General features: G+C 69.1%; 14 protein-coding genes. 5 read left to right on the forward strand and 9 right to left on the reverse strand.

Annotation, left to right across the window (positions count from 1 at the left end):
* The first annotated feature begins 62 nt into the window (after positions 1–62).
* Positions 63–833 (forward strand): thioesterase II family protein, encoded by a 771-nt coding sequence (locus tag ACTWQC_RS18775; RefSeq protein ID WP_443316873.1) that lies wholly within the window; start codon positions 63–65, stop codon positions 831–833.
* Positions 834–956: 123 nt separating this feature from the next.
* Here ACTWQC_RS18775 and ACTWQC_RS18780 read toward each other — a convergent pair whose 3' ends face one another.
* Together ACTWQC_RS18780 and ACTWQC_RS18785 are read right to left on the reverse strand one after the other, a co-directional pair.
* Complete coding sequence (locus ACTWQC_RS18780) at positions 957–1,691, reverse strand: hypothetical protein (RefSeq protein WP_443316874.1); 735 nt, start codon at positions 1,689–1,691, stop codon at positions 957–959.
* Positions 1,691–2,236: a flavin reductase family protein gene (locus ACTWQC_RS18785; RefSeq protein WP_443316876.1), complete on the reverse strand. Its 546-nt coding sequence runs from the start codon at positions 2,234–2,236 to the stop codon at positions 1,691–1,693. Before ACTWQC_RS18785 ends, ACTWQC_RS18780 begins: the two co-directional genes overlap by 1 nt.
* A 218-nt stretch (positions 2,237–2,454) precedes the next feature.
* Between ACTWQC_RS18785 and ACTWQC_RS18790 the strand changes: the two genes are divergently transcribed.
* Positions 2,455–4,065, forward strand: coding sequence for an aspartate aminotransferase family protein (locus ACTWQC_RS18790; protein WP_443316877.1), 1,611 nt, complete (start codon positions 2,455–2,457; stop codon positions 4,063–4,065).
* Positions 4,066–4,326: 261 nt separating this feature from the next.
* On the opposite strand, the gene ACTWQC_RS18795 is transcribed toward ACTWQC_RS18790, so the two are convergent.
* The 4 genes from ACTWQC_RS18795 to ACTWQC_RS18810 all read right to left on the reverse strand — a co-directional run bounded on the left by ACTWQC_RS18795 (position 4,327) and on the right by ACTWQC_RS18810 (position 6,737).
* Entirely contained in the window at positions 4,327–4,626 is a 300-nt protein-coding gene (locus tag ACTWQC_RS18795; protein ID WP_443316975.1) for a winged helix-turn-helix transcriptional regulator, read from the reverse strand.
* 366 nt (positions 4,627–4,992) lie between these two features.
* A complete protein-coding gene (locus ACTWQC_RS18800) occupies positions 4,993–5,403 on the reverse strand; it encodes a YybH family protein (protein WP_443316878.1) in 411 nt (136 codons plus the stop codon).
* A gap of 286 nt (positions 5,404–5,689) precedes the next feature.
* Complete coding sequence (locus ACTWQC_RS18805; RefSeq protein WP_443316879.1) at positions 5,690–6,043, reverse strand: MmcQ/YjbR family DNA-binding protein; 354 nt, start codon at positions 6,041–6,043, stop codon at positions 5,690–5,692.
* Between the two features lie 64 nt (positions 6,044–6,107).
* Positions 6,108–6,737, reverse strand: coding sequence for a TetR/AcrR family transcriptional regulator (locus ACTWQC_RS18810; RefSeq protein WP_443316880.1), 630 nt, complete (start codon positions 6,735–6,737; stop codon positions 6,108–6,110).
* A 141-nt stretch (positions 6,738–6,878) separates the two neighbouring features.
* On the opposite strand from ACTWQC_RS18810, the gene ACTWQC_RS18815 reads away from it, so the two are divergent.
* The gene (locus tag ACTWQC_RS18815; RefSeq protein ID WP_443316881.1) at positions 6,879–7,751 is read left to right on the forward strand and encodes an NAD(P)-dependent oxidoreductase; all 873 of its coding nucleotides are present in this window, start codon (positions 6,879–6,881) and stop codon (positions 7,749–7,751) included.
* Positions 7,752–7,909: 158 nt separating this feature from the next.
* On the opposite strand, the gene ACTWQC_RS18820 is transcribed toward ACTWQC_RS18815, so the two are convergent.
* The 3 genes from ACTWQC_RS18820 to ACTWQC_RS18830 all read right to left on the reverse strand — a co-directional run bounded on the left by ACTWQC_RS18820 (position 7,910) and on the right by ACTWQC_RS18830 (position 11,502).
* On the reverse strand, positions 7,910–9,334 hold the full coding sequence (locus tag ACTWQC_RS18820; protein ID WP_443316882.1) for a flavin monoamine oxidase family protein: 1,425 nt from the start codon (positions 9,332–9,334) through the stop codon (positions 7,910–7,912).
* 468 nt (positions 9,335–9,802) lie between these two features.
* A complete protein-coding gene (locus tag ACTWQC_RS18825; protein WP_443316883.1) occupies positions 9,803–10,978 on the reverse strand; it encodes an acyl-CoA dehydrogenase family protein in 1,176 nt (391 codons plus the stop codon).
* Between the two features lie 143 nt (positions 10,979–11,121).
* Positions 11,122–11,502, reverse strand: coding sequence for a YybH family protein (locus ACTWQC_RS18830; RefSeq protein WP_443316884.1), 381 nt, complete (start codon positions 11,500–11,502; stop codon positions 11,122–11,124).
* Between the two features lie 315 nt (positions 11,503–11,817).
* Here ACTWQC_RS18830 and ACTWQC_RS18835 point away from each other — a divergent pair, with 315 nt between their 5' ends.
* Both ACTWQC_RS18835 and ACTWQC_RS18840 read left to right on the forward strand, forming a co-directional pair.
* Entirely contained in the window at positions 11,818–17,280 is a 5,463-nt protein-coding gene (locus ACTWQC_RS18835) for an SDR family NAD(P)-dependent oxidoreductase (protein ID WP_443316885.1), read from the forward strand.
* A gap of 135 nt (positions 17,281–17,415) precedes the next feature.
* On the forward strand, positions 17,416–24,054 hold the full coding sequence (locus ACTWQC_RS18840) for a type I polyketide synthase (RefSeq protein ID WP_443316886.1): 6,639 nt from the start codon (positions 17,416–17,418) through the stop codon (positions 24,052–24,054).
* The last annotated feature ends 683 nt before the right edge of the window (positions 24,055–24,737 follow it).

Raw genomic sequence — 24,737 nt, forward strand, 5'->3', positions numbered from 1 at the left:
CACCGGCCCGGTATCGACCGGCTCCCCGCCGGTCGACGGTCCAGAAAGGAACACCCAGCACCATGGCGTACACCTCCGCATCGGACGGCGCATGGATCCGCCGCTTCCATTCGGCTGCGCCCGGGACGGGCGACAGGGTGAGGCTGGTCTGCCTTCCGCACGCGGGAGGCTCGGCGAGTTCCTACTTCCCGCTGTCCGCGGCCCTGGCGGCGGACACCGAGACGCTGGCCGTGCAGTATCCCGGCCGCCAGGACCGGCGCTCCGAGGCACCGATCGGCAGCATCACCGAGCTCGCGGACGAGGTCTACGGAGCACTGGAGCCGTGGACCGGCCGACCGGTGGTCCTCTTCGGACACAGCATGGGCGCATTGGTCGCCTTCGAGGTCGCACGGCGGATGGAGGACCGGGTCGGCGTGACGCCCGGCGCCCTCTTCGTTTCGGGGCGGCGGGCGCCGTCGCGTCCCCGCCCCGAGACGGTGCATCTGAAGGACGACGCCGGACTGCTCGCCGAGATGAGGTCGTTGAGCGGAACCGATTCCAGGCTGCTCGGCGACGAGGAGCTCCTCGCCATGATCATGCCCGCGATCCGGGCCGACTACGCCGCACTCGCGGCCTACAGATTCCCGGCGGACGCACGACCGTTGCGCTGCCCCGTCACCGCCCTGGTCGGGGACGCCGATCCGGTCACCACGATCGACGACGCCCGCGCCTGGGACGAACACACCGGAGGTGACTTCGAGCTGAGAATCTTCCCCGGAGGCCACTTCTACCTGAACGGGCACGAGGAAGAGATCGCGGCACTGATCTCACGCCAGGTCAAGAACCTGATGTGACGGGCCCCTTCATGGCGCGGCGGCGGCGAGTCGCCGCCCCATCAGGGAGGCTGTGGCAAGGGTGCAAGAGTTACTCCCCCCGGACTCAGTCCGGGGGGAGTAACTCTTGCCATCCGTCCTGGCTCACGAGTCGGTTTGCGCGCTCGGTTCCAGGAGCCGGGCGGCGGTGCCGAGTGTCCGGCCGAGGTGGTCATGCAGGTCACGGACGACGCCGTGACTCTCCTGCCAACAGCAGTTGGCGTGGCTCCCCGCCGCTGGGACGGTGGCGTCGGCTCGCCGTACGGAATGCCCCACCGCCCGTACCGCTTCCGCCTGCAAGCGTGCCGCTGCGGCGCCGTGCCCGCCGCTCTCCAGGAACTGGAGCATGACGCACTCCATCAGCAACGTGGAGGCCGCAGCCCGGTACGGGCCGATGCGTATGCCCTCGGCAGCGGGTGCCCGAGGCGCAGGCTGCCCGTCCGCCGCCGTCGCGGCGGTGACGATGCGGCGGGTACGGGCGATCAGAGCCGTTCGCAGGCTCGTGTCGGGGCCGTCCGGCGGATCGAGGATCGTCGGCAGTGAGGACGCGAAGCGGCGCTCGATCGAGGCGGCATGGAGCCTCAGCAGCCTCCGGGCGGCCGGGGACGCCTGCGGTTCGCGGCCGGTGTTCGGGGCCGCCGCCGTCCTCGGGCGCTCGCGGGCCGCACGGCTGAGGGTCTCGGTCCGGGCCCGGGCCATCGTCCTCGAGCGCCCGCCGGCCGCACGGCTGAGGCCCTCGCTGAGGGCCCTGGCGAAGGCTTCGCCGATTGCGGCTGCCAGGGGCGGGGCCTGTGCCGGGGGTGTGTCCTGCGTCTTTCTGGTGACGACGGAGGTATCCATCACGAGTCTTGTGGGGTGTGAGGGGCGACCCGCTGGAACGCGCCACCGAAGAACAGCAGTCCTTCACGGGCTGAGCCGCAGCTCGCGCCGAGGACGTTGCCGACGAAGATCGAGTGATCGCCGAAGCCGTATGCCTCGGCCACCTCGCACTCCAGCCATGCCAGCGAGCCCGCCAGCAGCGGAGCGCCGGTGCGGGGGCCTGGCCGCCAGTCGATCCCGCGGAACTGCGTGGGGCCCAGGGGCCGTTGCTTGTCCGCGAAGAAGCGCGCCAGCTCCTCCTGCACGGCTCCCATGATGGACACGGCGAAGTGCCCGCTGGAGGTGATGGCCTGGTGCATCACCGCGCTGCGGGCGACACAGCACAGCACCGACGGCGGATCCAGCGACACCGAGCTGAAGGCGTTGGCGGTCATGCCGTGAACGTGTTCCCCGCCGACGGTGATCACTGTGACCCCCGTGGCGAACCGGGACATGACCTCGCGCAGGGTGGAGGAGGCCGTCAACTGCGAGGAACCAGCGGTGGCCTGGGCGGACGCGGAATTCATGTCGTAGCCTTTGTTTTTCCCATGCTGAAAAGGTAGGCGGCGCATTCCTACCGATTGCTCACTGCCGGGTAACCGGCCGCTCGGCACCTTTCCCGGAGCAGCCGGTTACCGCGCTGTGACCGAGTATTTCCGCCGGTCGGTAAAGTCGTCGATGCGTATCGAGCCGTGGTCGAACCACGTGCGGGGGCCATCCGTTGCCGCAGTCGAAAGGGGACGACATGAATTCCTTGTCCGCAGAATCGGGACCCGCGAGTGCGGGATCGGCAGAGCCGGGTCTGGCCGAACCTCATCTGCTCGAATGGCTCGCCTCAGTCGGGCTCGACGTGGAGTATGTGCGCGCCGAGGGAAACACTCTCTACGCTCTGGACGAGAATCGTCGAGAAGTGCCTGTCGTGGACTTCGCGGGCGGCTACGGGTCCTTGATTTTCGGACACAACAACCCGGAGATCGTCGCGTACGCGCAGAAGCTCCTGGACTCTCAGGTCCCGGTGCACGCCCAGTTCTCGCGGCATCCCTATGCCAACGACGTGGCCAGGGCCCTGAACGTGATCATCCAGCGCGAGCTGGGAACTGGCGAGTCCTACGCCGCGGTCTTCGCCAACAGCGGTGCCGAAGCGGTCGAAGCCGCGCTCAAGCACGCCGAACTCGACCGGAGCATGCGGTTACGAGCGCTCGCCGACGAGGTCGAGGTGCACATCGAGGATGTGCACTCGGCGGTCCTGCGCGGTGATGTGGAGATCTCCGGCAGCGCCCGTACGCTGCTGGGCTTGGCCGAGGGCAGCAGCGCCTCCGGCGGATGGGAGGACCTGGCAGCGGAGATACGGCGCAGGAACGCGGCCGTGCTGGCCAGGCCGCCGCTGTTCCTCACGCTGGAAGGGGGATTCCACGGCAAGCTGGTGGGCAGCGTCCAGCTCACGCACAACGAGGGCTACCGGACACCGTTCAGGGCGCTGGCCGCGCAAGCGCGGTTCGTGCCTCCCGGGCGGCCGGACGTGCTCCGGGAGATCATCGAGAGCGCACGGTCAAGCCTGCTCGACGTGGTGACCGACGACGGCGCCGTTCACGTCGTCGAACGAGATGCCCCGGTCTTCTGCGCGTTCGTCCTCGAGCCGATCCAGGGCGAGGGCGGCGTCAATGTGATCACACCCGAATTCGCGGGGGACATCCAGCGGGCGTGCGCGGCCATCGGCTGCCCGGTCGTGGTGGACGAGGTGCAGAGCGGCATGGGCCGTTCCGGGGCCTTCCTGGCCAGCTCCCACATCGGCCTGCGGGGCGACTACTACACGCTGGCCAAGAGTCTGGGGGGCGGGCTCGCCAAGGCCGCCGTCATGCTCGTCAGCCGGGCCCGCTACCGCAAGGAGTTCGAACTTCTGCACAGCTCGACCTTCGCCAAGGACGCCTTCTCGTGCCTCATCGCCCTGAGGGTGCTGGAGATGCTGGAAGCCGACGGCGGCAGGGCGTACCGGCTCGCCACCGAGCGCGGTGGCCGGCTCAAGGACATGCTCCACTCGGTCCGGGCCGATTTCCCGGACGTGGTCAAGGACGTACGCGGCAAGGGTCTTCTGCTCGGACTGGAGTTCCACGACCAGTCCCGGGCCGCCTCGGCCGCCATCCGCGAGCACGCCCCGGTTCTCGGCTATGCGGTCGCCGGGTATCTGCTGCGCGAGCACCGCATCCGCACTTTCCCCACCGCAAGTGCGGTGAACACTCTGCGCTTCGAGCCGTCGGTCCACCTGAGCGACGCGGAGATCGCGCAGTTGGAGTCCGCGCTCAGGGGCGTGTGCTCGGTGCTGAGGGAGCCGGACGGGCGGGGCCTGGTCCGGTTGTGACAGGCGCAGCGATCGCGGATCGTCCGCTCGTGACGGCCGCAGCGATCGCAGGTCGCCGGTTTGGCCGGTCTGCTGCTGCGTCACATGAAAGATCCAGGCCTGACCGCGTTCGTATCGGCTTGCGCGGGCCGGACCGACGAGGGCGCGGCGCCGTCCGGCTAGCCCGACGCTGTGACAGGCGTGCTCTACGGCGGTCCTGGTCCGTTCAACGGTCCGGGGCCGCGGCTTCGCTGCGCACGCCCGCGGTCGTCGGCTTCGCCGCTACGCCGGCAAGTGGGTGGCCTCGATGTGTGCCACGTATGCCTCGCCCCACATGGCGAGCGGCTGCAGGTTCTCGCCGAGCGCCCGGCCGAGTTCGGTAAGCGAGTACTCCACCTTGGGCGGAACCTGTTGGTAGACCTCGCGGTGGACGATCCCGTCCGTTTCCAGCTCCCGCAACTGCTGGATGAGCACCTTCTCGCTCACCCCCGGCAGCGCCTGCCGTAACTGCCCGAAGCGGTGTGCCCGGTCGCGCAGCTCCCAGAGGATCAGGGCCTTCCACTTGCCTCCGACCACGTCCATCGCGGCGTCCAGACCGCAGATGTATGTGCGCTGTGCCAAAGCCCTCTCCTCGCTGTCGAGTGGGCCGGTACTCGCACTCTCAGGCGAGTACCGGCGAGTACAGCAAAAAGTACGGCATGCGGCGTGGGGGGCATCGAGGCCCGCGCGCAACACGGCCTGATCCGGCCGGTCACCGAGGGTGACAGAGGACGGAAGGCAGGCCGGCTCCAACCTCGGGTGGTAAGAGTACTGTCGGTCCGTCGCCGAGTAACGCTCCCCGCTCGGCGCCGAGTTGTGCCCGGCGCCGTGCGGCACCCGGGCCGTCCGCCTGCGCAAAGGGGTGCGCGGCGGGCGGCCACCGGGCTTTCACGATCGGCCGGACATGGTCTACTCGGCCACGAGGGAACCCGCGACCGGGCGGTCGACGGCCATGAGCCACCGCCCGTCCTCACCGCGCCGCAGGACGTCGGTGCACCGGCCTTCGAGGTGCATGGGCCCGCCGTCGGGCCCGGTGCCGTCGATGGAGTACTCCACGCCGATCAGCGCCACATCACCGGCGACGTACGAGTGAGTGACGCTGGCCTGCAGGACAGGCTTCGTCGCCAGGAACTCCTTGAAGAACTCTCGCCGCTTCTCGCCGGTGAGGGGAGCGCCCGAGAAGTTCGAGATCGCGTCCTCGCGGTACAGTCGGTCGAACAGCTCCCCGTCGCCGGAGTTGAAGACCTGCAGAAATATCTCATTCTGCATGTCGGTGTCGTCTGTCAGGTCCGGGTTGTCGAAGTCGATGTCCACGGTCATGGGCATGGAGTAACAGCCCCACTTTCTCTGGTCTTTGGCGGTGGCTTGATCCGGAATTCGCCGGGGCAGCCGGTACATGCTGTTCCGTGATTACGGCTGCCCATCCGCACGCTAATCGCAGCCATGACACTGATCGCCCACCGCCGGGTCACCGCGGGCCCATTCCGCGGGGCCGGAGCAGTTGGTCACCGGCAAAACGGTCGGACACCCATCGCGGTGCTGCATGAAGCCGGGAAGCCACCACAGTTGAGGCGCCAGGGCGCCGGTGGTCGGGCATGGCACGGAATCAGGCCGAGCGGGGTGTTCCCGGCTCGGTGCCGGCCAGCCTCGGGGGTGCGGCCTGCCGCCACGAGTCAGTGAGGATGTCGCTCAGTTCGTCCATGTCGTCCAGCGCCGCCAGGCGCACGCGGACCCATGCGAAGTCGGCCTCGTGCGCGGCGACCCAGAACTTGTCCGGCTCCGCGAGTACCAGTTCGTCCCGCTCCAGCTTGGGACATCTGACGGCCATCGAGGTCTCGTCCTCGGGCAGCGTGGCGAACATCTTCCCGGCCACCCGGAACGTGGGCATGTCCCAGGCGGTCTTCTCGGTCGTCTCCGGGAGGGACAGCGCGGTCCTCCGGACGTCCTCGGATGTGATCATGGCCAGACCGTACGACACGACGGCCCCGAGGAGCCTTGTCGTTTCGTCGTTTCTGCGGCTCCGCTCAGCGGTCGGCCCGCGACTTGGGCATTCGGCACTCGATCAGGGCGGCCAGATGGCGTCCCGCGGTCAACAGCGGCTGCTCGCTGCGCTGCACCTGGCTCAGGGTCTCCGCGCCCTCCAGCGTGCTGAGGACGGTGGAGGCCAGTTCCGCGGCCTCGGTGTCGCCGAAACCCGCCCGGCGGAGCCGGGCCGCGACCAAGTCCTGCCAGTGGCCGAGGGCCTGGACGCACGCCTCCTCGATGACGGGTATCCGGCCGGCTGTTTCCAGGGCCGTGACGGAGACCGGGCAGCCGTCGGCCCAGTCGGAGTCCCGCAGGGCCGCGGCGAGACGGCGGCCGCAGTTCTCCATTGCCCGCGCGACGCTGTCCTCTCCCTCCAGGCTGAGGCTGAGCATGTCGGCGAACTCCCGATTCCCGTGCTGGATGGCGGCAACGGCCAGCTGCTGCTTTCCGCCCGGGAAGAAGTGGTAGACGGAGCCGAGCGTGGCCCCCGCCTGCTGGGCGATCAGCTTGATCCCCGTGCCTTCGTACCCCTGGCGCTGCAGGAGCCGTGAAGCGGAACGGACGATGCGCTCGCGGGTTCCACCGGGATCCGTCTCGGTGCCGTCTGCGAGCTGCAACTTGTGAGGCATGGGCCCAGAGTACTGGATAGAGCGATCGTTCCAGGCTTCTGCTACTCTCTAATTAGAGCGTTCTTTCTAGACGTGTCAGCCGACACTCCCTCTGGCCACCCCCTGGTGGTGCGGGGCAGCCGGACAATCCAAGGAGAAGCGATGGGCAAGCAAGCGGTGACGGTCATCGGTCTGGGCCCCATGGGCCAGGCGATGGTGGGTGCCTTCCTGGAGAACGGGCACGACGTAACCGTGTGGAACAGGACCGCGAGCAAGGCGGAAGCACTGGTCGCCAAGGGCGCCAAGCTTGCCCCCACGGTGCGTGACGGCCTCGCGGCCAATGAGCTGGTGGTCCTCAGCCTCACCGACTATGACGCGGTGTACGCCATCCTGGAGCCGGTGGCGGACGCGCTGGCGGGGAAGGTCATCGCCAACCTGAGCTCGGACACGCCCGAACGGGCTCGCGCTGCGGCCAAGTGGGCGGCGGAGCACGGCGCCACGCACATCACGGGCGGTGTGCAGGTTCCCCCGCCCATGATCGGCAAGCCGGAGTCCTCCACCTACTACAGCGGCCCCAAGGACGCCTTCGACGCCCACGAGGCCACTCTGAGGGTTCTGACGGGAACTGACTTCCGCGGTGAGGACCCGGGGCTGGCCGCGATGTACTACCAGGCCCAGATGACCATCTTCTGGACCACGATGCTGAGCTACTACCAGACGTTGGCCCTCGGTCAGGCGAACGGCGTGACGGCCAAGGAGCTGCTGCCGTACGCGTCCATGATGACGTCGATGATGCCGCACTTCCTGGAGCTCTACGCCCAGCACGTCGACGCAGGCGAGTACCCCGGTGACGTGGACAGGCTCTCCATGGGCGTGGCCAGCGTCGACCACGTCCTCCACACGCACAAGGACGCCGGCGTCAACACCGCTCTGCCCGCCCTGGTCTCTCAGATCTTCCACAAGGGTGTGAGTGCGGGCTTCGCCGACAACAGCTTCTCCAGCCTGATCGAGGTCCTGAAGAAGCCCGCTGACTGACGGCGGTCAGCCAGCGGGCTGCCGGGCCCTGCCGTGCGGTGGGCGTGCACCGCGCCCGTCATGGGAGTCGCAGGGCCCGCCGGGCCGACCCGGCGGGCCGGCCGTGCGGCGCGACGAGCAGTCCGGCTCGGGTCCGGGGCATGCTCAAGGCGGCCCGGTCAGGCGAGTTCTGCCGCCTGACCGGCCGCGCGCAGACCGGACTCGATGGCTCCTTCGATGAAGGCGCCGTGCCACCCTCGAGCGATGTCGGCGCCGGCGAAGACGATACGTCCGTGGGGTTCCTCGATGGCGGGGAACAGACTCAGCAATTGGTTGGGCCTGCGTAGGCCCCACCCACCCTTGGTGTACTGCTGCTTGGCCCACTCCATGGCGCGATAGCGGACGAGGGTCGCGTTCGGCAGGTATGTGCGCACGGCGTCCTGCACGGCTGAGGCGTCGTTGACGTTGAGGGACGGGCCGGCGAACCCGATCATGAGCCTCCCCTCCGCGGTCTGCTGCTGGGGTATGAGCATGGGCAGCGGTGTCCCCTCACGGGCCATGCCCTGGGTGGCGGGCACATTGCCCTTGATCTGCAGCCAGACCTTCGTGGCGTGCGGTACCCCGATGCCTTCCGAGGAGGCCCGGGCATGGGCTGTGGGAAGACCGGGATTGAAGGTGATGGATTTCCAGGTATTGACGGGTACGGCAACCACCACCACCGGCGCGGTGAACTGTCCACCGCCGCTGCATGTGACGGTGACCTTCCCGTTCTGCTCGGTGATGCCGGTTACGGCCGTGTTGAGCCGGACGTTGGCCTGTGCCTCGTCCAGCATGGCGTTCAGGATCGCGATCATCCCGCCCTCGGGCCGCAGGCTCATGGTGGTGAGGTAATCCTGGTAGGTACCTCCGGCAAGCTGGATCCACTGCGCCATCCCTGTCAGCGAGCCGATCGTGCTTGGCCCGCCCGAGTAGATGGAAGTCTCGCCGTTCAGGATCTCCAGCTCCGTGGGCGAGAGTGACAACTGGTCCAAGCGGTCCTGGAGCGAAAGCGGATCGACGTCGGCGAGCAGGTCCGATCGGTACAGCGGCTCGTGCGGGCGCTCGAAGTACTGCGCGGACCCCTCGTAGAAGGACTCCCACAGAGGGTCCACGGTGGCCGCGGCGTCCGCGGGGCTCACTGTCACGAGGCCGTTGTTGCCGGGCATCACCACCCGCTCGGCAGCGACGTCCTGGAACGTTCCGATGTTGTAGCGGCTGAGTTCGGCGTGCGCGAGTTCCTGTTGCGGGCCGAGCCAGCTCCCGCCGATCTCAATCTCCTCTCCGGCCCAGGTGTTGGTCCAGACCCGCCCGCCGACACGGTCACGTGCCTCGAGTACCACCGGCTTCAGTCCACGTTCGGCCAACTCGCGTGCCACCGTGGCACCCGCGTAACCAGCTCCGATGATGATGGCGTCCGCCGGTACCGCCTCTTGGGCGGCCTGTGCCCTGCTGAGCGCGACCGCGCCGACCGACGCTGCGGCGGCAGCGGCACCCGCGGATTTGATGAGGCGACGCCTGGTGAAGGTGCGGCCGGATGACGAAGAATTCTTGGCATGACGAGACATGGGTGCGTCCTGGTTCCCTTACTGAGTGCGTACCAGCCCGCTGTCTGCCCAGCGTGCTGTTCGATGGGACCGGAGCCATATGCAGCATCATCGGGCATACGGCGTCCAGCCGGTACGGAAGCGAATTCCGAAGGTCAGGAGTGCGCCTGCATCGGCCGACGCCGACGGGAAGGGCCCTTGCGCGGCATGTGCGGACATGACGCGCTCTGCAAAGTTTTCACTGAACACTCGGCGCGCTATGGATCTGAATTCCGCTCCTCCGCAAAGAGCTTCGGCCCGAAAGTGCCTTGCCGCTCCTTGGCTTCGGCAAAGACCATAGCGGTCCGGCAGCGGCACCTTTCCTCGATCCGGTCACCGCGCGGTCCTCGAGTGCTCACTGAGGCCCGGAAGGTGGCTTTCCGGCCATGCTTGCCGTGGAAAAGAAGAGGAGCCGGGGGGACCCCGGCTCCGGCGAAGCGAGTCGTTCGGTCAGATGTAGTCCGTCCCCGGCTCCAGACCGACCATCACACGCCCCTGCGCCTCCAGGGAGCTGACGGGTGTCAGCAGGCCATGCAGGGACAGGGCCGCGATGTCCCGGAAGACCCGCTGAAAGGGGGTGTTGCGCATGATCGTCGAGGCGGAACTGATGTTGTACAGCGTCTCCACCGCCTCTTTCGTGGTCTGTACGACATAGCCGACCTGGCCGCGGATCGTTGCCTTCTCCTCAAGCGTCAGCTTCTCGCCGTTGTCCTCCCGGTCCTGAATGGTCGCCAGCCAGGTCTGCTCCAGCGCTTCGCAGGACGCGATCTTGTTGGCCGCGACGGCCAACTGCACCTGCGTGTAGGGGTGCTCACGCTGCTCGGCCCAGCTCGTGTAGGTGATGCCCTTGCCGGGCAGGCGCTTCACGAACAGCTCCAGCGCGCTCGCCGCCAGCCCGATGTAGACGGGGGCGCACGTCGCCAGGATGTAGCTGGTCAAGTTGTAGTTGCGGCCGGGAAGGTCGGCGTTCCACCGGTCCCGCGTCGAAGCGTCGTACACCGAGGCGTCGACAACCCGGTGGGCGGGCACGAAGACGTCCTTGACCGTGGAGGTCGCACTGCCGGTGCCGGCGGCGCCGAAGACGTCCCAGTCGTCGCCCACCTCGACGTCCTCGATCGGCACCATCGGGAACAGTTCCTCGTGTGTTCCGTCCGGCCGCTCCAGAATCGCCGCGCAGACGTTCCACTGTGCACCTCGCACACCGGTGTTGAAGCGCCAGGTGCCGTTGAGGATGTAGCCGCCCTCGGTGGGCACCAGGGTTCCGGATGGCGTGAACCCACCCGAGATCCGCACAGAGCCTTCCGAGAAGACTTCCTCCTGCGCCTTGTCCGGGTAAAGGCTCGCAATCCAGGCCGTGGAAATCCACACCATGGAGGTCCAGCTCGTCGATCCACAGCTACGGGCGATCTCGGTCAGGATCTTCGCCTGCTGCGCCACCGGGAGGTCGAGGCCTCCGAACCGCTGCGGGACGGCGATACGGAAGACACCGGCCTTTTCCAGTAGTTCGATGTTCTCCTCTGCTATCCACCGCCGCTCCTCGGCCAGGGAGGCGTTGCCCTGCAGTACGGGAGAGATGCCCCGGACTGCCTCCAGGACATCGGTGTAGGAACTCTCAGACGCGCTCATGAAGTCCTTCCTTCGCTGTTTCCGTCACCCGATCACCGGTTCAAGCTGCCGGGGGCAAGGCCCCGGCGGGTCGTGCGCTCCCGCCGACGCCCCCGGTCGGGCGGGCCGGTAGGAGCGCACGGTTTCCAAGCTCCCCAAGTCCGCTACTGCTTCTCGCCGTACGGGTCGTCGATGGCGTAGCGCCAATTACCGTCCGGACCGAGCCGCAGAACGTCCACGCCAACGCCCTCCAGGTGCTCCGGCTCGCCGTTCTCGCTCGTGGTGTCGATGCTCCAGTCCACGATCAGCAGCGCTGTGTCACCGGTCACGAAGGACTGCCGCGGCTTGGCCGTCATCTTCGGCCCGCGGGCCAGGAAATCCCGGACGGAATCGATCCGGGCCTGACCGGTGAGGGGCACCCCCGGCTCCCAGACGGCGACGGCGTCCGGGGTGTACATCGCGTTGACCGCGTCGGCGTCACCGGCGTTGAAAGCCTTGACATAAAGGGCGGTGTGCTCGTCCACTTCGCTGGTGAGCTGCGTCATGTTGATACTGCTCCCGTTTTCTTCAGTGCGGATTTCTTCAGGGGCCGACATCGGCCATGCATGTGGTGTTCCTGATCCGTTGTGCGCTGAACATATCCGGCCTCTTCCTGCAGCGGCTCACCGCCGAGTAACGGGCCGTTCATGAATCGGCGCGGCGGAGCGGTTACCGCGCTGTGACTGGCGGTTGGGGCTCGGTTGGGCGGCCGTCCTTAGGATCGTCGGGGGGCGGATCGTAGGAATTCGATGCCGGAAACAGCCGGCAGAAATTGAGCACCGCACCCCAACTGTCCACCCGACCGGGAGAGCTGAGTTCACGTGGCCGACGAAGAACAACTCCGTGATTACCTCAAGCGGGCCATTGCCGATGCCCGCGATGCCCGCAAGCGCCTGCGCGAGGCGGAGGAGAAGCAGCACGAGCCGGTCGCCGTCGTCGGAATGGCCTGCCGTTTTCCGGGCGGGGTGCGCTCGCCGGAGGATCTGTGGCAGCTGGTCTCGGACGGCGTGGACGCGGTTTCGGAGTTTCCTGCCAACCGCGGTTGGGATCTGGAGACGTTGTACGACCCGGACCCCGACAGGACCGGAACGTCGTACGCCCGCGAGGGCGGGTTCCTGCACGACGCCGACCTGTTCGACTCCGGGCTCTTCGGTATCTCCCCGCGCGAGGCGCTGTCGATGGATCCGCAGCAGCGGCTGCTGCTGGAGGCCGCCTGGGAGGCGTTCGAGCGTGCCGGCCTGGACCCGTCGTCGTTGAGGGGCAGCCGAACCGGCGTGTTCACGGGCGTCATGTACAACGACTACGGCTCACGGCCGAACCTTCCCGCCGATGGACACGAGGGCTACCTGTTCAGCGGCAGCGCGGGCAGCATCGCCTCGGGACGGTTGGCGTACACGTACGGCCTGGAGGGGCCTGCCGTCGCCGTCGACACGGCCTGTTCGTCGTCGCTGGTGGCGCTGCACCTGGCCGCCAACGCGCTCCGCCGGGGTGAGTGCGACCTGGCGCTGGCCGGTGGGGTGACGGTGATGTCCACCCCGGTCGCCTTCATCGAATTCTCGCGGTTGCGTGGGTTGGCGGTGGATGGTCGGTGTAAGTCGTTTGCGGCTGGGGCGGATGGGACGTCGTGGTCGGAGGGTGTGGGGTTGTTGTTGGTGGAGCGGTTGTCGGATGCGCGGCGTCGTGGGCATCGGGTGTTGGCGGTGTTGCGGGGTTCTGCGGTGAATCAGGATGGTGCGTCGAATGGGTTGACGGCGCCGAATGGTCCGTCGCAGGAGCGGGTGATCCGGCAGGCGTTGGTGGATGCGGGGTTGTCGGCGGCTGAGGTTGATGTGGTGGAGGCGCATGGGACGGGTACGTCGTTGGGCGATCCGATCGAGGCGCAGGCGTTGCTGGCGACGTATGGCCAGGACCGGCCGGTGGACCGGCCGTTGTATCTCGGTTCGCTGAAGTCCAACATCGGGCATGCCCAGGCCGCGGCGGGCGTCGGTGGCGTGATCAAGATGATCGAGGCGATGCGGCACGGGGTGTTGCCGCAGACGTTGCATGTGAACGAGCCGACCCCGATGGTCGACTGGTCCTCGGGCGCAGTGGAACTGCTGCGTGAGCCCAGGGCATGGCCCGAGACGGACCACCGGCCCCGCCGTGCCGCCGTGTCCTCCTTCGGCTTCGGCGGTACGAATGCTCACGTGATTGTGGAGGGGGCTCCGGTGGTGGGGGAGTCGTCTGTGGAGGTGGTGGGGGCGGGTCTTTCGGTGGTGCCGTGGGTGGTGTCGGCTCGGTCGGTGGAGGGTTTGGCGGGTCAGGCGGGGCGGTTGGTCTCGGCTGTGGAGGGGGTGGATGGGCCGTCGGTGGCGGATGTGGGGTTTTCGCTGGCGACGGGGCGTGCTGCGTTGGAGGAGCGTGCGGTGGTGGTGGGGCGTGATCGGGGGGAGTTGGTGGCGGGGTTGCGTTCGGTGGCCTCGGGTGGGGTGGGTCCGGGTGTGGTGCGGGGGGTGCGGGGCCGGGGTTTGTTGGGTGTGGTGTTTACCGGTCAGGGTGCGCAGCGTGTGGGGATGGGGCGGGAGTTGTATGCGTCGTTCCCGGTGTTTGCGGGTGCGTTTGATGAGGTGTGTGCGGAGTTCGAGCCGTTGTTGGGCAGGTCGTTGAAGTCGGTGGTGTTTGCGGCTGCAGGTTCGGTGGATGCGGGGGTGTTGGAGGGTACGGGGTTTGCGCAGCCGGGGTTGTTCGCGGTGGAGGTGGCGCTGTTTCGGTTGGTGGAGTCCTGGGGGGTGCGGCCGGATTTTGTGGCGGGGCATTCGTTGGGGGAGTTGGTGGCGGCGTATGTGGCGGGGGTGATGTCGCTGTCGGATGCGGTGCGTTTGGTGGCTGCGCGGGCGGGTTTGATGGCGGCGTTGCCCGGTGGTGGGGTGATGGTGGCGGTGGGGGCGCCGGAGGGGGAGGTTGTTCCGCTGTTGGCGGGGTTGGGTGATGGGGTGTCGGTGGCGGCGGTCAATGGTCCGTCGGCGGTGGTGCTTTCGGGGGATGAGGGTGTGGTGGGGGAGGTGGTGTCGCGGTTGGCGGCTGGGGGTGTGGTGGCCAAGCGGTTGGCGGTCTCGCATGCTTTTCACTCGGCGCATATGGATCCGATGCTGGAGGAGTTCCGTCGGGTGGCGGAGGGGGTTTCGTTCCGGGCGGCGCGGATTCCGGTGGTGTCGACGGTCAGTGGCCGGTTGGCTTCGGGGGAGGAGTTGGGGTCGGCGGAGTACTGGGTTGGTCAGGTGCGGCGGCCGGTGCGGTTCTTCGATGCGGTGCGCACGTTGGAGGACCAGGGGGTGGATACGGTCCTGGAGTTGGGTCCGGAGGGGGTGTTGTCGGCCCTGGTCGCCGGTGGAGTGCGGGATCCGGGGGGTGTTGCGGCGGTTCCGGTGCTCTCGCGTGGCCGGGATGAGGTCGAGGGTGCGGTCACGGCGCTGGGGCGGTTGCATGTGCGGGGAGTTCCGGTGGACTGGGCCGGCTTCTTCGCGGGCAGCGGAGCACACCGTACCGACCTGCCCACCTACGCCTTCCAACACCAACGCCACTGGCTGGAAACCAGGCCCGCCGCCGAAACCCTGCGCACCGGTACGGGCACCTCGGACCATCCGCTGCTCGGCGCCGCGGTCAGCGCCGCCGGCACCGAACAGGTGCTCTTCACCAGCCATGTATCGGCTCAGGACCACCCATGGCTGGCCGACCACACCGTGCTGGGCCAGGCCGTTCTACCGGCCTCCGCGCTGGTGGAGCTGGCGATCCGAGCCGGTGACGCGTTCGGCTGCACCGCGCTGGACGAACTCTCCCTGGACCGGCCCGTGGTTCTGCCCGAGCACGGCGGCGTACAGATCCAGGTAGGCGTGGGCGCGCCCGATCCGTCGTCGAGAAGGGAGTTCACCATCCACGTCCGGCCGGCCACCGAAGACATGCCCTGGACGCTCCACGCACGGGGGCTTCTCGGCGCCGGCAGCGGGCACGCCGGGCTGGAGGTGGAGACGGACGGATCCGGAGACTCGGCCGAGGTGGTCCTGCCCGAGGCTCTCCGGGAAGACGCTGCACGGTATGGCCTGCACCCCGCGCTTCTGGACGCGGCCCTCCTGCACTGCTCCACGACCGTCGGCGAGGGGACCACCGCGGTCCCGGCCGACTGGCACGGAGTACGCCTCCACGCGGTGGGTGCCACCGCGGTCCGCGTCCGGGTACGCGAGACGGGCGACAACACCGTCGCGATCCGCCTGTCCGACGCGGAAGGCAAGGCGGTCGCCACCGTCGACAGGCTCGTGTTCCGGGCTCTCCCCGACAATTGGTCCACCCCCGCACAAGGAGCCCCGCACGACTCGCTCTTCCACGTCGCATGGGCTCCCCTGGGCACGCCGCAACCCACTGGAGCCCTACGTACGGTGGTGCTGGACAGCGAGCGGTCCGGCTTCAAGGAGGGCGCCCTGCCCGCGGTGGAACGGCTCGACGACCTGACCGCGGTGGCCAAGGTCGCCGAGTCCCCAACTCCGGCGGACGTCGTACTGGTTCCGTGGACCTCGGCCGCGTACGGCGACGTGCCGGGCGCCGTACGCGGCGCGGCGTGGCAGGTTCTGACGCTGGTGAGGCAATGGCTCGCCGACGATGCGCTCGCCCGAACCCGGCTGGCCGTCGTGACCCGCGGCGGCGTGGCCGCGGCCGCGGGCGAGGAGGTGGCCGATCTGGGAGCGGCCGCTGTGTGGGGCCTGCTGCGCTCGGCGCAGTCGGAGGCCCCCGGCCGGATCACGCTGATCGACACCGACGGCACCCCGGCCTCAGCCGCGGTGCTGCCCTCGATCGCGGCCGGGGGTGAGCCCCAGGCGGCGGTCCGGGGTGGAGAGATCTTCGTCCCCCGGCTGGACCGTGCGCCGCGTACCGTGGCACAGGGCCCTCCCGGCGCGTCCTTCGATCCGCAGGGCACGGTGCTCGTCACCGGTGGCACGGGCAGTCTGGGTGGCCTGGTCGCGCGGCACCTGGTGACCGGGCACGGCGTGCGCGAGCTGCTGCTCGTGAGCCGGCGCGGCCCCGAGGCCGACGGCGTCGCCGAGCTGGAGGCCGAACTCACCGCACTTGGTGCGCGGGTCACCACAGCCGCGTGCGACGTGGCCGACCGCGACGCGCTCGCCGCCCTTCTGGCGGGCATCCCGGCCGAGCACCCGCTGACCGGCGTCGTGCACGCGGCGGGCGTCCTGGACAACGGCCTGATCACTTCGCTGACCTCCGAGCGGCTGGACGCGGTGCTGCGTCCGAAGGCCGATGCGGCCTGGCATCTGCACGAGCTGACCCGTGAGCTGGACCTGTCGGCGTTCGTGCTGTTCTCTTCCGTGGTTGGCGTCTTCGGCGGCCCGGGGCAGGCCAACTACGCCGCGGCCAACGCCTTCCTGGACGCGCTCGCCCAGCACCGCGCCGCCCACGGCCTGCCCGCGACCTCGATCGCCTGGGGCCTGTGGGCACAGGACGGCGGGATCAACGCGGACCTGGACGCCACCGACCGCAACCGCTTCGCCCAGGGCGGCTTTCTGCCGGTCACCGCCGAGGAGGGGCTGGCGCTGCTCGACGCGGCACTCGCCCAGCAGCGAGCGGCACTGGTGGCCACTCCCCTGGACCAGACCGCCGTACGCGAAGCCGCCGTACGCCAAAACGACCGGGTTCCGGCGCTGCTGCGGAGCCTGGGCAGCCCTGCGGTCCGGCGCCGTACCGCCCGGTCCGAGGCGGGACCGGACGACTCGTCGCTCGCGGGACGCCTCGCCCGGCTCACTCCCGCCGAGCGTGAACAGGCCCTGCTCACCGTTGTCCGCGATGACGTGGCAGCCGTTCTCGGCCACGCCGAACCGCGGACCATCGAGGCCGATCGTGCCTTCCAGGAACTGGGCTTCAACTCGCTGACAGCCGTCGACCTGCGCAACCGGCTCACTGCCGCGACCGGAGTGCAGCTGCCCACGACCGTGATCTTCGATCACCCCACCCCGGCCGCCCTCGCCACGTACCTGGACGACCGGATGGCCTCTCCCGGCCCGGACGAGCTCCGGCCCGTACTCGAGGAGATCGACAGGCTCGAAGCGCTCCTTGCCCCCGCCCCTGCGGACGAGGAGGCGCGCGGCAGAGTCGCGGTCCGCCTACGGGCCATCGTGTCGAGGCTGAGCCCCACCGTGGACGCCGCGGCGGACACCGCCGATGCGCACGACGTGGCGAGCACGCTGGAGTCGGCGACGGCGGATGAGATCTTCAGCTTCATCGACAACGAGCTCGGCCCGGCCTGACCTTTTTCGCCCTCCTACCTGCCGACCGAGATTTTCGCCCGTCGGTCTTCCGCCTTTCGCGTGCGGCGTTCCGCCTTTCGTCTGCGATTTTCACCCTGCGCCTATTGCGCCCTCGTATGGAGAGACTGATTTCCCATGTCCAACGAAGAGAAGCTGGTCGAATACCTCAAGCGGGTCACCACAGATCTGCACAGGACCCGCGGGCAGCTTGCAGAGCTGGAGGCGGCCGACCGGGAGCCCGTCGCGATCGTCGGTATGGCCTGCCGTTTCCCCGGAGGGGTGACCTCGCCTGACGAGCTGTGGCGGCTGGTCATGGACGAGCGTGACGGAATTTCGGAGTTCCCCACCGACCGCGGCTGGGATCTGGAGAAGCTGTACGACCCCGATCCGGACCGGCCCGGCACCTCCTACACCCGTCACGGTGGCTTCCTCGACGGCGCGGCCCTGTTCGACGCGGAATTCTTCGGGATCTCCCCGCGTGAGGCGCTGTCGATGGATCCGCAGCAGCGGCTGCTGCTGGAGACCGCCTGGGAAACCTTCGAACATGCCGGTATCGATCCGGTCTCCCTCAGGGGCAGCGACACAGGCGTCTTCGTCGGTCTCGTGGAGCAGAGCTATCACGGCCTGCACGGCCCCGAGGAGTTCGAGGGCTATCTCATGACCAGCAAGTTCAGCAGCATCGCCTCGGGACGGATTGCCTACACCTTCGGATTCGAGGGTCCGGCGCTGTCTGTCGACACCGCTTGCTCCTCGTCGCTGGTCGCCCTTCATCTGGCTGCCCGGTCGGTGCGGCAGGGCGAGGCGTCAATGGCGCTTGCGGGCGGAGTCACGGTGACGGCGACGCCTGGCGGATTCATCGACTTCTCCCGGCAGCGTGGGTTGGCGGTGGATGGTCGGTGTAAGTCGTTTGCGGCTGGGGCGGATGGGACGTCGTGGTCGGAGGGTGTGGGGTTGTTGTTGGTGGAGCGGTTGTCGGATGCGCGGCGTCGTGGGCATCGGGTGTTGGCGGTGTTGCGGGGTTCTGCGGTGAATCAGGATGGTGCGTCGAATGGGTTGACGGCGCCGAATGGTCCGTCGCAGGAGCGGGTGATCCGGCAGGCGTTGGTGGATGCGGGGTTGTCGGCGGCTGAGGTTGATGTGGTGGAGGCGCATGGGACGGGTACGTCGTTGGGCGATCCGATCGAGGCGCAGGCGTTGCTGGCGACGTATGGCCAGGACCGGCCGGTGGACCGGCCATTGTGGCTGGGCTCGCTGAAGTCCAACATCGGGCATGCCCAGGCCGCGGCGGGCGTCGGTGGCGTGATCAAGATGATCGAGGCGATGCGGCACGGGGTGTTGCCGCAGACGTTGCATGTGAACGAGCCGACCCCGATGGTCGACTGGTCCTCGGGCGCAGTGGAACTGCTGCGTGAGCCCAGGGCATGGCCCGAGACGGACCACCGGCCCCGCCGTGCCGCCGTGTCCTCCTTCGGCTTCGGCGGTACGAATGCTCACGTGATTGTGGAGGGGGCTCCGGTGGTGGGGGAGTCGTCTGTGGAGGTGGTGGGGGCGGGTCTTTCGGTGGTGCCGTGGGTGGTGTCGGCTCGGTCGGTGGAGGGTTTGGCGGGTCAGGCGGGGCGGTTGGTCTCGGCTGTGGAGGGGGTGGATGGGCCGTCGGTGGCGGATGTGGGGTTTTCGCTGGCGACGGGGCGTGCTGCGTTGGAGGAGCGTGCGGTGGTGGTGGGGCGTGATCGGGGGGAGTTGGTGGCGGGGTTGCGTTCGGTGGCCTCGGGTGGGGTGGGTCCGGGTGTGGTGCGGGGGGTGCGGGGCCGGGGTTTGTTGGGTGTGGTGTTTACCGGTCAGGGTGCGCAGCGTGTGGGGATGGGGCGGGAGTTGTATGCGTCGTTCCCGGTGTTTGCGGGTGCGTTTGATGAGGTGTGTGCGGAGTTCGAGCCGTTGTTGGGCAGGTCGTTGAAGTCGGTGGTGTTTGCGGCTGCAGGTTCGGTGGATGCGGGGGTGTTGGAGGGTACGGGGTTTGCGCAGCCGGGGTTGTTCGCGGTGGAGGTGGCGCTGTTTCGGTTGGTGGAGTCCTGGGGGGTGCGGCCGGATTTTGTGGCGGGGCATTCGTTGGGGGAGTTGGTGGCGGCGTATGTGGCGGGGGTGATGTCGCTGTCGGATGCGGTGCGTTTGGTGGCTGCGCGGGCGGGTTTGATGGCGGCGTTGCCCGGTGGTGGGGTGATGGTGGCGGTGGGGGCGCCGGAGGGGGAGGTTGTTCCGCTGTTGGCGGGGTTGGGTGATGGGGTGTCGGTGGCGGCGGTCAATGGTCCGTCGGCGGTGGTGCTTTCGGGGGATGAGGGTGTGGTGGGGGAGGTGGTGTCGCGGTTGGCGGCTGGGGGTGTGGTGGCCAAGCGGCTGGCGGTCTCGCATGCTTTTCACTCGGCGCATATGGATCCGATGCTGGAGGAGTTCCGTGCGGTGGCGGAGGGGGTTTCGTTCCGGGCGGCGCGGATTCCGGTGGTGTCGACGGTCAGTGGCCGGTTGGCTTCGGGGGAGGAGTTGGGGTCGGCGGAGTACTGGGTTGGTCAGGTGCGGCGGCCGGTGCGGTTCTTCGATGCGGTGCGCACGTTGGAGGACCAGGGGGTGGATACGGTCCTGGAGTTGGGTCCGGAGGGGGTGTTGTCGGCTCTGGTCGCGGGTGCGGTGCGGGATCCGGGGGGTGTTGCGGCGGTTCCGGTGCTCTCGCGTGGCCGGGATGAGGTCGAGAGTGCGGTCACGGCGCTGGGGCGGTTGCATGTGCGGGGAGTGCCGGTGGACTGGGCCGGCTTCTTCGCGGGCAGCGGAGCACACCGTACCGACCTGCCCACCTACGCCTTCCAACACCAACGCCACTGGCTGGAGGCCGCGGCAGGCGCGACGGGCAGCGCCGACGCCGGCGACCTCGGGCTGAGCCCTGCGGACCATCCGCTGCTCGGCGCCGCGGTCAGCGCCGCCGGCACCGAACAGGTGCTCTTCACCGGTCGGCTGGCGCTGAGTACGCATCCGTGGCTGGCCGACCACACAGTCCTGGACCTGCCGGTGGTCCCGGCCTCCGCGCTGGTGGAGCTGGCGATCCGGGCCGGAGACGAACTCGGCTGCACCGTACTGGAAGAGCTCGTTCTCACCACTCCTCTCGTCCTGCCCAAGCACGGCGCGGTCCACATCCAGGTGCGAGTGGAGGCGCCTGACCACTCCGGGCGGCGTTCCTTCACCGTCCACGCACGTCCCGACACCACCCAGGGGCCGTGGACGCCGCACGCACACGGCCACCTGAACATCCAGGGCCAGGACGCTCGTGGGATCCCTGGCCTCGGCCAATGGCCGCCCGCCGACGCCGAATCGGTGGACGTCGAGGAGGTCTACCACCGACTCGCCGGGGCCGGCCTGACGTACGGTCCCGCGTTCCGAGGAGTGACCGCGGCGTGGCGGCGCGGCCAGACGGTGTTCGCCGAGGTCGGCCTGCCCGAGGCTGTCCATGCCGACGCGGCGGGCTACGGTCTGCACCCCGCGCTGCTCGACGCGGCGCTTCACACCATGTCTCCCGGCGAAGAAGCCCCAGAGAACGGCGTCGAGGCCCCTCTCGCCCATGTCTGGACAGGAGTCCGCCTGCACGCGACGGGGGCTCTGGCCGTACGAGTCCGGCTGACCCCTGGCGGCGATGGTGCGCCCGAGGTGCTCCTGGCGGACGCCGCCGGAGAGCCCGTGCTCGTGATCGACTCAGTGGCGACCCGCCCGGTCACCGCCCGTCAGCTCGCCAACGCCCGTGCCCGGCACTCCGGTTCGCTATTCCAGGTCGGCTGGACGGCGCTCCCCGAGCCGGGGCCTGCGGAGCCGGTGCGCTGGGCCATGCTGCGCGCCCTCGGCAGCGAGACCCGTGGCATCTTCGACGGCGACATCATCGATGCGGACGGTTTCGACGATGCGGACGGTTTCGACGACGTCGCCGCGGTGGCCGAAGCCGTGGGATCCGGCGAGGGCCCCGACGCCGTGGTCGTCCCCTGGCCGGGCGAGACTCACGGCGGCCTCCCGGGCTCGCTGCGCGCCGGCAGCCGCCGCGCCCTGGCCCTGGTGCAGGAGTGGCTGGCGGACGACCGGCTGGCCGGGACCCCGTTGCTGCTGGTCACCCGTGGCGCGGTGGCGCCGGCGGGGGAGGATGTGACGGATCTGGCGGCGGCCGCGGTGTGGGGCCTGCTGCGCTCGGCGCAGTCCGAGGCGCCGGGCAGAATCGTGCTCGGCGACGCGGTGGCCGGGGAGAGGGTCTCCGGTGCGCTGCTGTCCCGGGTCCTTGCCTCCGGAGAACCCCAGGTGGCGGTGAGAGACGGGAAGATGCTGGTGCCCCGGCTGCGGACCCTGCCCGCCGACTCCGCCGACTCAGGCGGCCCCGGCGCGGCACCCGAGCCGGGGCTGGACACCCGGGGCACAGTGCTTATCACCGGAGGCACCGGGGCCCTGGGCGCGCTGTTCGCCCGTCACCTCGTCACGCGGCACGGCGTGCGCCGTCTGCTGCTCACCAGCAGGAGGGGCGAACAGGCGGCGGGTGCCGCCGGGCTGCGGGAGGAACTCGAGAAGTACGGCGCGGACGTCACGATCGCCGCGTGCGACGTGGCCGACCGCGACGCGCTCGCCGCCCTTCTGGCGGGCATCCCGGCCGAGCACCCGCTGACCGGCGTCGTGCACGCCGCGGGCGTCCTGGACGATGGCGTCATCTCGGCTCAGACCCCTGAGCGCCTGGACGCGGTGCTGGGCCCCAAGGCCGATGCGGCCTGGCATCTGCACGAACTGACCCGTGGGCTGGACCTGTCGGCGTTCGTGCTGTTCTCCTCCATCGCGGGCGTCGTCGGCGGTCCGGGCCAGTCCAACTACGCCGCGGCCAACGCGTTCCTGGACGCGCTCGCCCAGCACCGCGCCGCCCACGGCCTGCCCGCGACCTCGATCGCCTGGGGCCTGTGGGCACAGGACGGCGGAATGAACGCGCACCTGGACGCCACCGACCGCAAGCGCATCGCGCGCAGCGGTTTCCTGCCCATCGAGCCGGAGCAGGGCCCACCCCTGATGGACCTTGCCCTGGGGACGGACCAGGCGGCGATGACCGCCACCCCCATGGACCTCGCCGCGCTCCGGGAACAGCCGAGGATTCCGCCGCTCCTGAGCGGCCTCGTACGCACTCCGTCGCGTCGCGCGGCCAGGAACTCCGGCCAGGACACCGAACCACTGGCCCAGCGGCTGGCCGTACTGCCCGAGGAGAAGCAGCGGGAGGCAGTGGTCGAGCTGCTCCTGGCCGAGGCCGCCGGGGTACTCGGCCACGCCGACCCGCGCGGCATCAGCGCCGACCGTCCCTTCCCCCAGCTGGGCTTCGACTCCCTGACGGCGGTGGAGCTCCGCAACCGGCTGGATGCCGCGACCGGCGTCCGGCTGCCCGCCACCGCCGTCTTCGACCACCCCACCCCGGCCGCCCTCGCCGCGTACGTGCATGCCGAACTGACGGGAGTTGAGGCAGCGGCGGGCTCCCCTTCCTCCGCCCCGACCGAGCACGCCGTCGACTTCCGGGCGGAGGTCCGCCTCGCGGATGACATCCGGCCGGCGGCGGAGATCTTCCGTACGGCCGACGACCCCGAGGAGATCCTGCTCACCGGCGCGAGCGGGTTCCTCGGCGCGTTCCTCCTGCGCGACCTGATGCGCACCACCCGGGCGACCGTGCACTGCCTGGTCCGTGGGGCCGACAGGGCGGAGGCGACCGCACGACTCCGGGCGAACCTGGAGTGGTACCGCATCCAGGACCAGGTGGACCCGGGCCGGCTCTCGGTCATTGTCGGCGACCTCTCCCGGCCGCGTCTGGGCCTGACCCCCGAGGACTTCGACGCGCTGGCCAGGAAGGCCGACGTCGTCTACCACGCGGGGGCCACCGTCCACTGGCTGCGTCCGTACACGGCCCTGAAGGCGGCCAACGTGTCCGGCACCGAGGAGATCCTCCGGCTCGCGGCGCGCCACCGCACCGTTCCCGTTCACTACGTCTCGACTGTGGGCGTGTTCAGCGGGCCGGTGACCCCGGGTGTGCCGCTGCGGGCCACCGACCCCACGGGCCCCGCCGAGGCACTTCCGAGCGGTTACCTGCAGAGCAAGTGGGTCGCGGAGCAACTCGTCGGCCTGGCGCGGGAACGGGGTCTTCCGGTGTCCGTCCACCGGGTCGACGTGATCTCCGGTGACCAGCGCAACGGGGCCTGCCAGACGCGGGACTTCGTCTGGCTCAGCCTCAAGGGCATGCTGCAGGCCGGGGCCGTACCCGCCGGAGTCGGCGGGCGCTTCCACCTGCTGCCGGTGGACTACGTGAGCGCCGCGATCCTCGGCCTGTCCCGCAGTCCCGAGGCCGCCGGCGGCACCTTCCACCTGTTCAACCGCGACTCCCTGAGCCTGGAGCGGTGCGTGGAATACCTGCGCTCGCTCGGCTATCCGCTGACGCCGCTGGACCGTGACACATGGAACGATGCGGTGAAATCGGACCGCGACAACGCGATGGCGCCGTTGCTCCACGCGTTCGAGATGATGACGTCCGACACGGACGCCTTCTACCCCGCCATGGACACGAGCGGAACCGAGGCGGCACTCGCCGGCAGCGGGATCGAATGCCCACCGCTGACCAGGGAACTCTTCGTGAAGTACGTCGAGTTCTTCGTCCAGACAGGACACTTCCCGCCCGCCCCCGGGGCCGGGCGAGGCCGCGCAGAGGGTCTCGGGCACTCATCGGTCCTCTCCGGAGAGTGACGGGCTGCGCGCGGAGGCGTGGACATCCCATCGATCGGTCAACTTCAGCTGCCCGAAGCGGGCGTTGACCGGTGCGGCGGCTGGGGCCGGGGCGTGGGCCCCGGCCCCAGGCATGTACGGCGACGACGTCGTTCTCCAAACGGCGGCCGGCGAACTGTCGCCGAGACTCGGTCGGCACCGTGTGTGATTGAAGTCGCAGGTGAGGCGCGGGCTTCCATGTGATGCCCGAATCACGTCCCATGGATGCCCGAATCACGTTCCGTGGGTGCCCGAATCATGGATTCCGGCTCTGTGTTCGATGCGGCGTGCTGTGGAATTGAGCGTCCTCGGCAGGTTGCATTCGGCCATTGCCGTGAATTAATTTCAGTCACATCGGCGTGTCGTCTAAGAATTCCCGGAACCGGCAGAGGGAGATTCGGGCACGGCCACCTCCGTGGCTTTCGTCCAGGCTTCCGCTACGAACCTTTGGCCGCCTGCGGGTAACAAAGTGAGTGACGTATGTTCCGGATGCGCCTGGGAGACTCGTTTTTGCAGGTCGCTGGGCGTGGGCCAGGGCGGGCGAGCTCTTACCTGACGGTAAGCACTCACCAAAAAGTAAGTACTTCCTTCAGCGAAGTTGAACCGCTTACGGTCAAGGCACGTTCTCCCTCTGGAACACCTGAGTCGCCTTAGCGACGAGCAAA

This window comes from Streptomyces sp. 8N616 (assembly GCF_052246385.1).
Taxonomy (GTDB): Bacteria; Actinomycetota; Actinomycetes; order Streptomycetales; family Streptomycetaceae; genus Streptomyces.

What these genes read in the sequence shown, in the direction of transcription:
- ACTWQC_RS18785 (WP_443316876.1), bottom strand. Translation starts at nt 2,236, where the DNA reads ATGAATTCCGCGTCCGCCCAGGCCACCGCTGGTTCCTCGCAGTTGACG.
- ACTWQC_RS18830 (WP_443316884.1), bottom strand. Translation starts at nt 11,502, where the DNA reads ATGACGCAGCTCACCAGCGAAGTGGACGAGCACACCGCCCTTTATGTC.
- ACTWQC_RS18815 (WP_443316881.1), top strand. Translation starts at nt 6,879, where the DNA reads ATGGGCAAGCAAGCGGTGACGGTCATCGGTCTGGGCCCCATGGGCCAG.
- ACTWQC_RS18825 (WP_443316883.1), bottom strand. Translation starts at nt 10,978, where the DNA reads ATGAGCGCGTCTGAGAGTTCCTACACCGATGTCCTGGAGGCAGTCCGG.
- ACTWQC_RS18780 (WP_443316874.1), bottom strand. Translation starts at nt 1,691, where the DNA reads ATGGATACCTCCGTCGTCACCAGAAAGACGCAGGACACACCCCCGGCA.
- ACTWQC_RS18775 (WP_443316873.1), top strand. Translation starts at nt 63, where the DNA reads ATGGCGTACACCTCCGCATCGGACGGCGCATGGATCCGCCGCTTCCAT.
- ACTWQC_RS18800 (WP_443316878.1), bottom strand. Translation starts at nt 5,403, where the DNA reads ATGACCGTGGACATCGACTTCGACAACCCGGACCTGACAGACGACACC.
- ACTWQC_RS18810 (WP_443316880.1), bottom strand. Translation starts at nt 6,737, where the DNA reads ATGCCTCACAAGTTGCAGCTCGCAGACGGCACCGAGACGGATCCCGGT.
- ACTWQC_RS18840 (WP_443316886.1), top strand. Translation starts at nt 17,416, where the DNA reads ATGTCCAACGAAGAGAAGCTGGTCGAATACCTCAAGCGGGTCACCACA.
- ACTWQC_RS18795 (WP_443316975.1), bottom strand. Translation starts at nt 4,626, where the DNA reads ATGGACGTGGTCGGAGGCAAGTGGAAGGCCCTGATCCTCTGGGAGCTG.
- ACTWQC_RS18820 (WP_443316882.1), bottom strand. Translation starts at nt 9,334, where the DNA reads ATGTCTCGTCATGCCAAGAATTCTTCGTCATCCGGCCGCACCTTCACC.
- ACTWQC_RS18805 (WP_443316879.1), bottom strand. Translation starts at nt 6,043, where the DNA reads ATGATCACATCCGAGGACGTCCGGAGGACCGCGCTGTCCCTCCCGGAG.
- ACTWQC_RS18790 (WP_443316877.1), top strand. Translation starts at nt 2,455, where the DNA reads ATGAATTCCTTGTCCGCAGAATCGGGACCCGCGAGTGCGGGATCGGCA.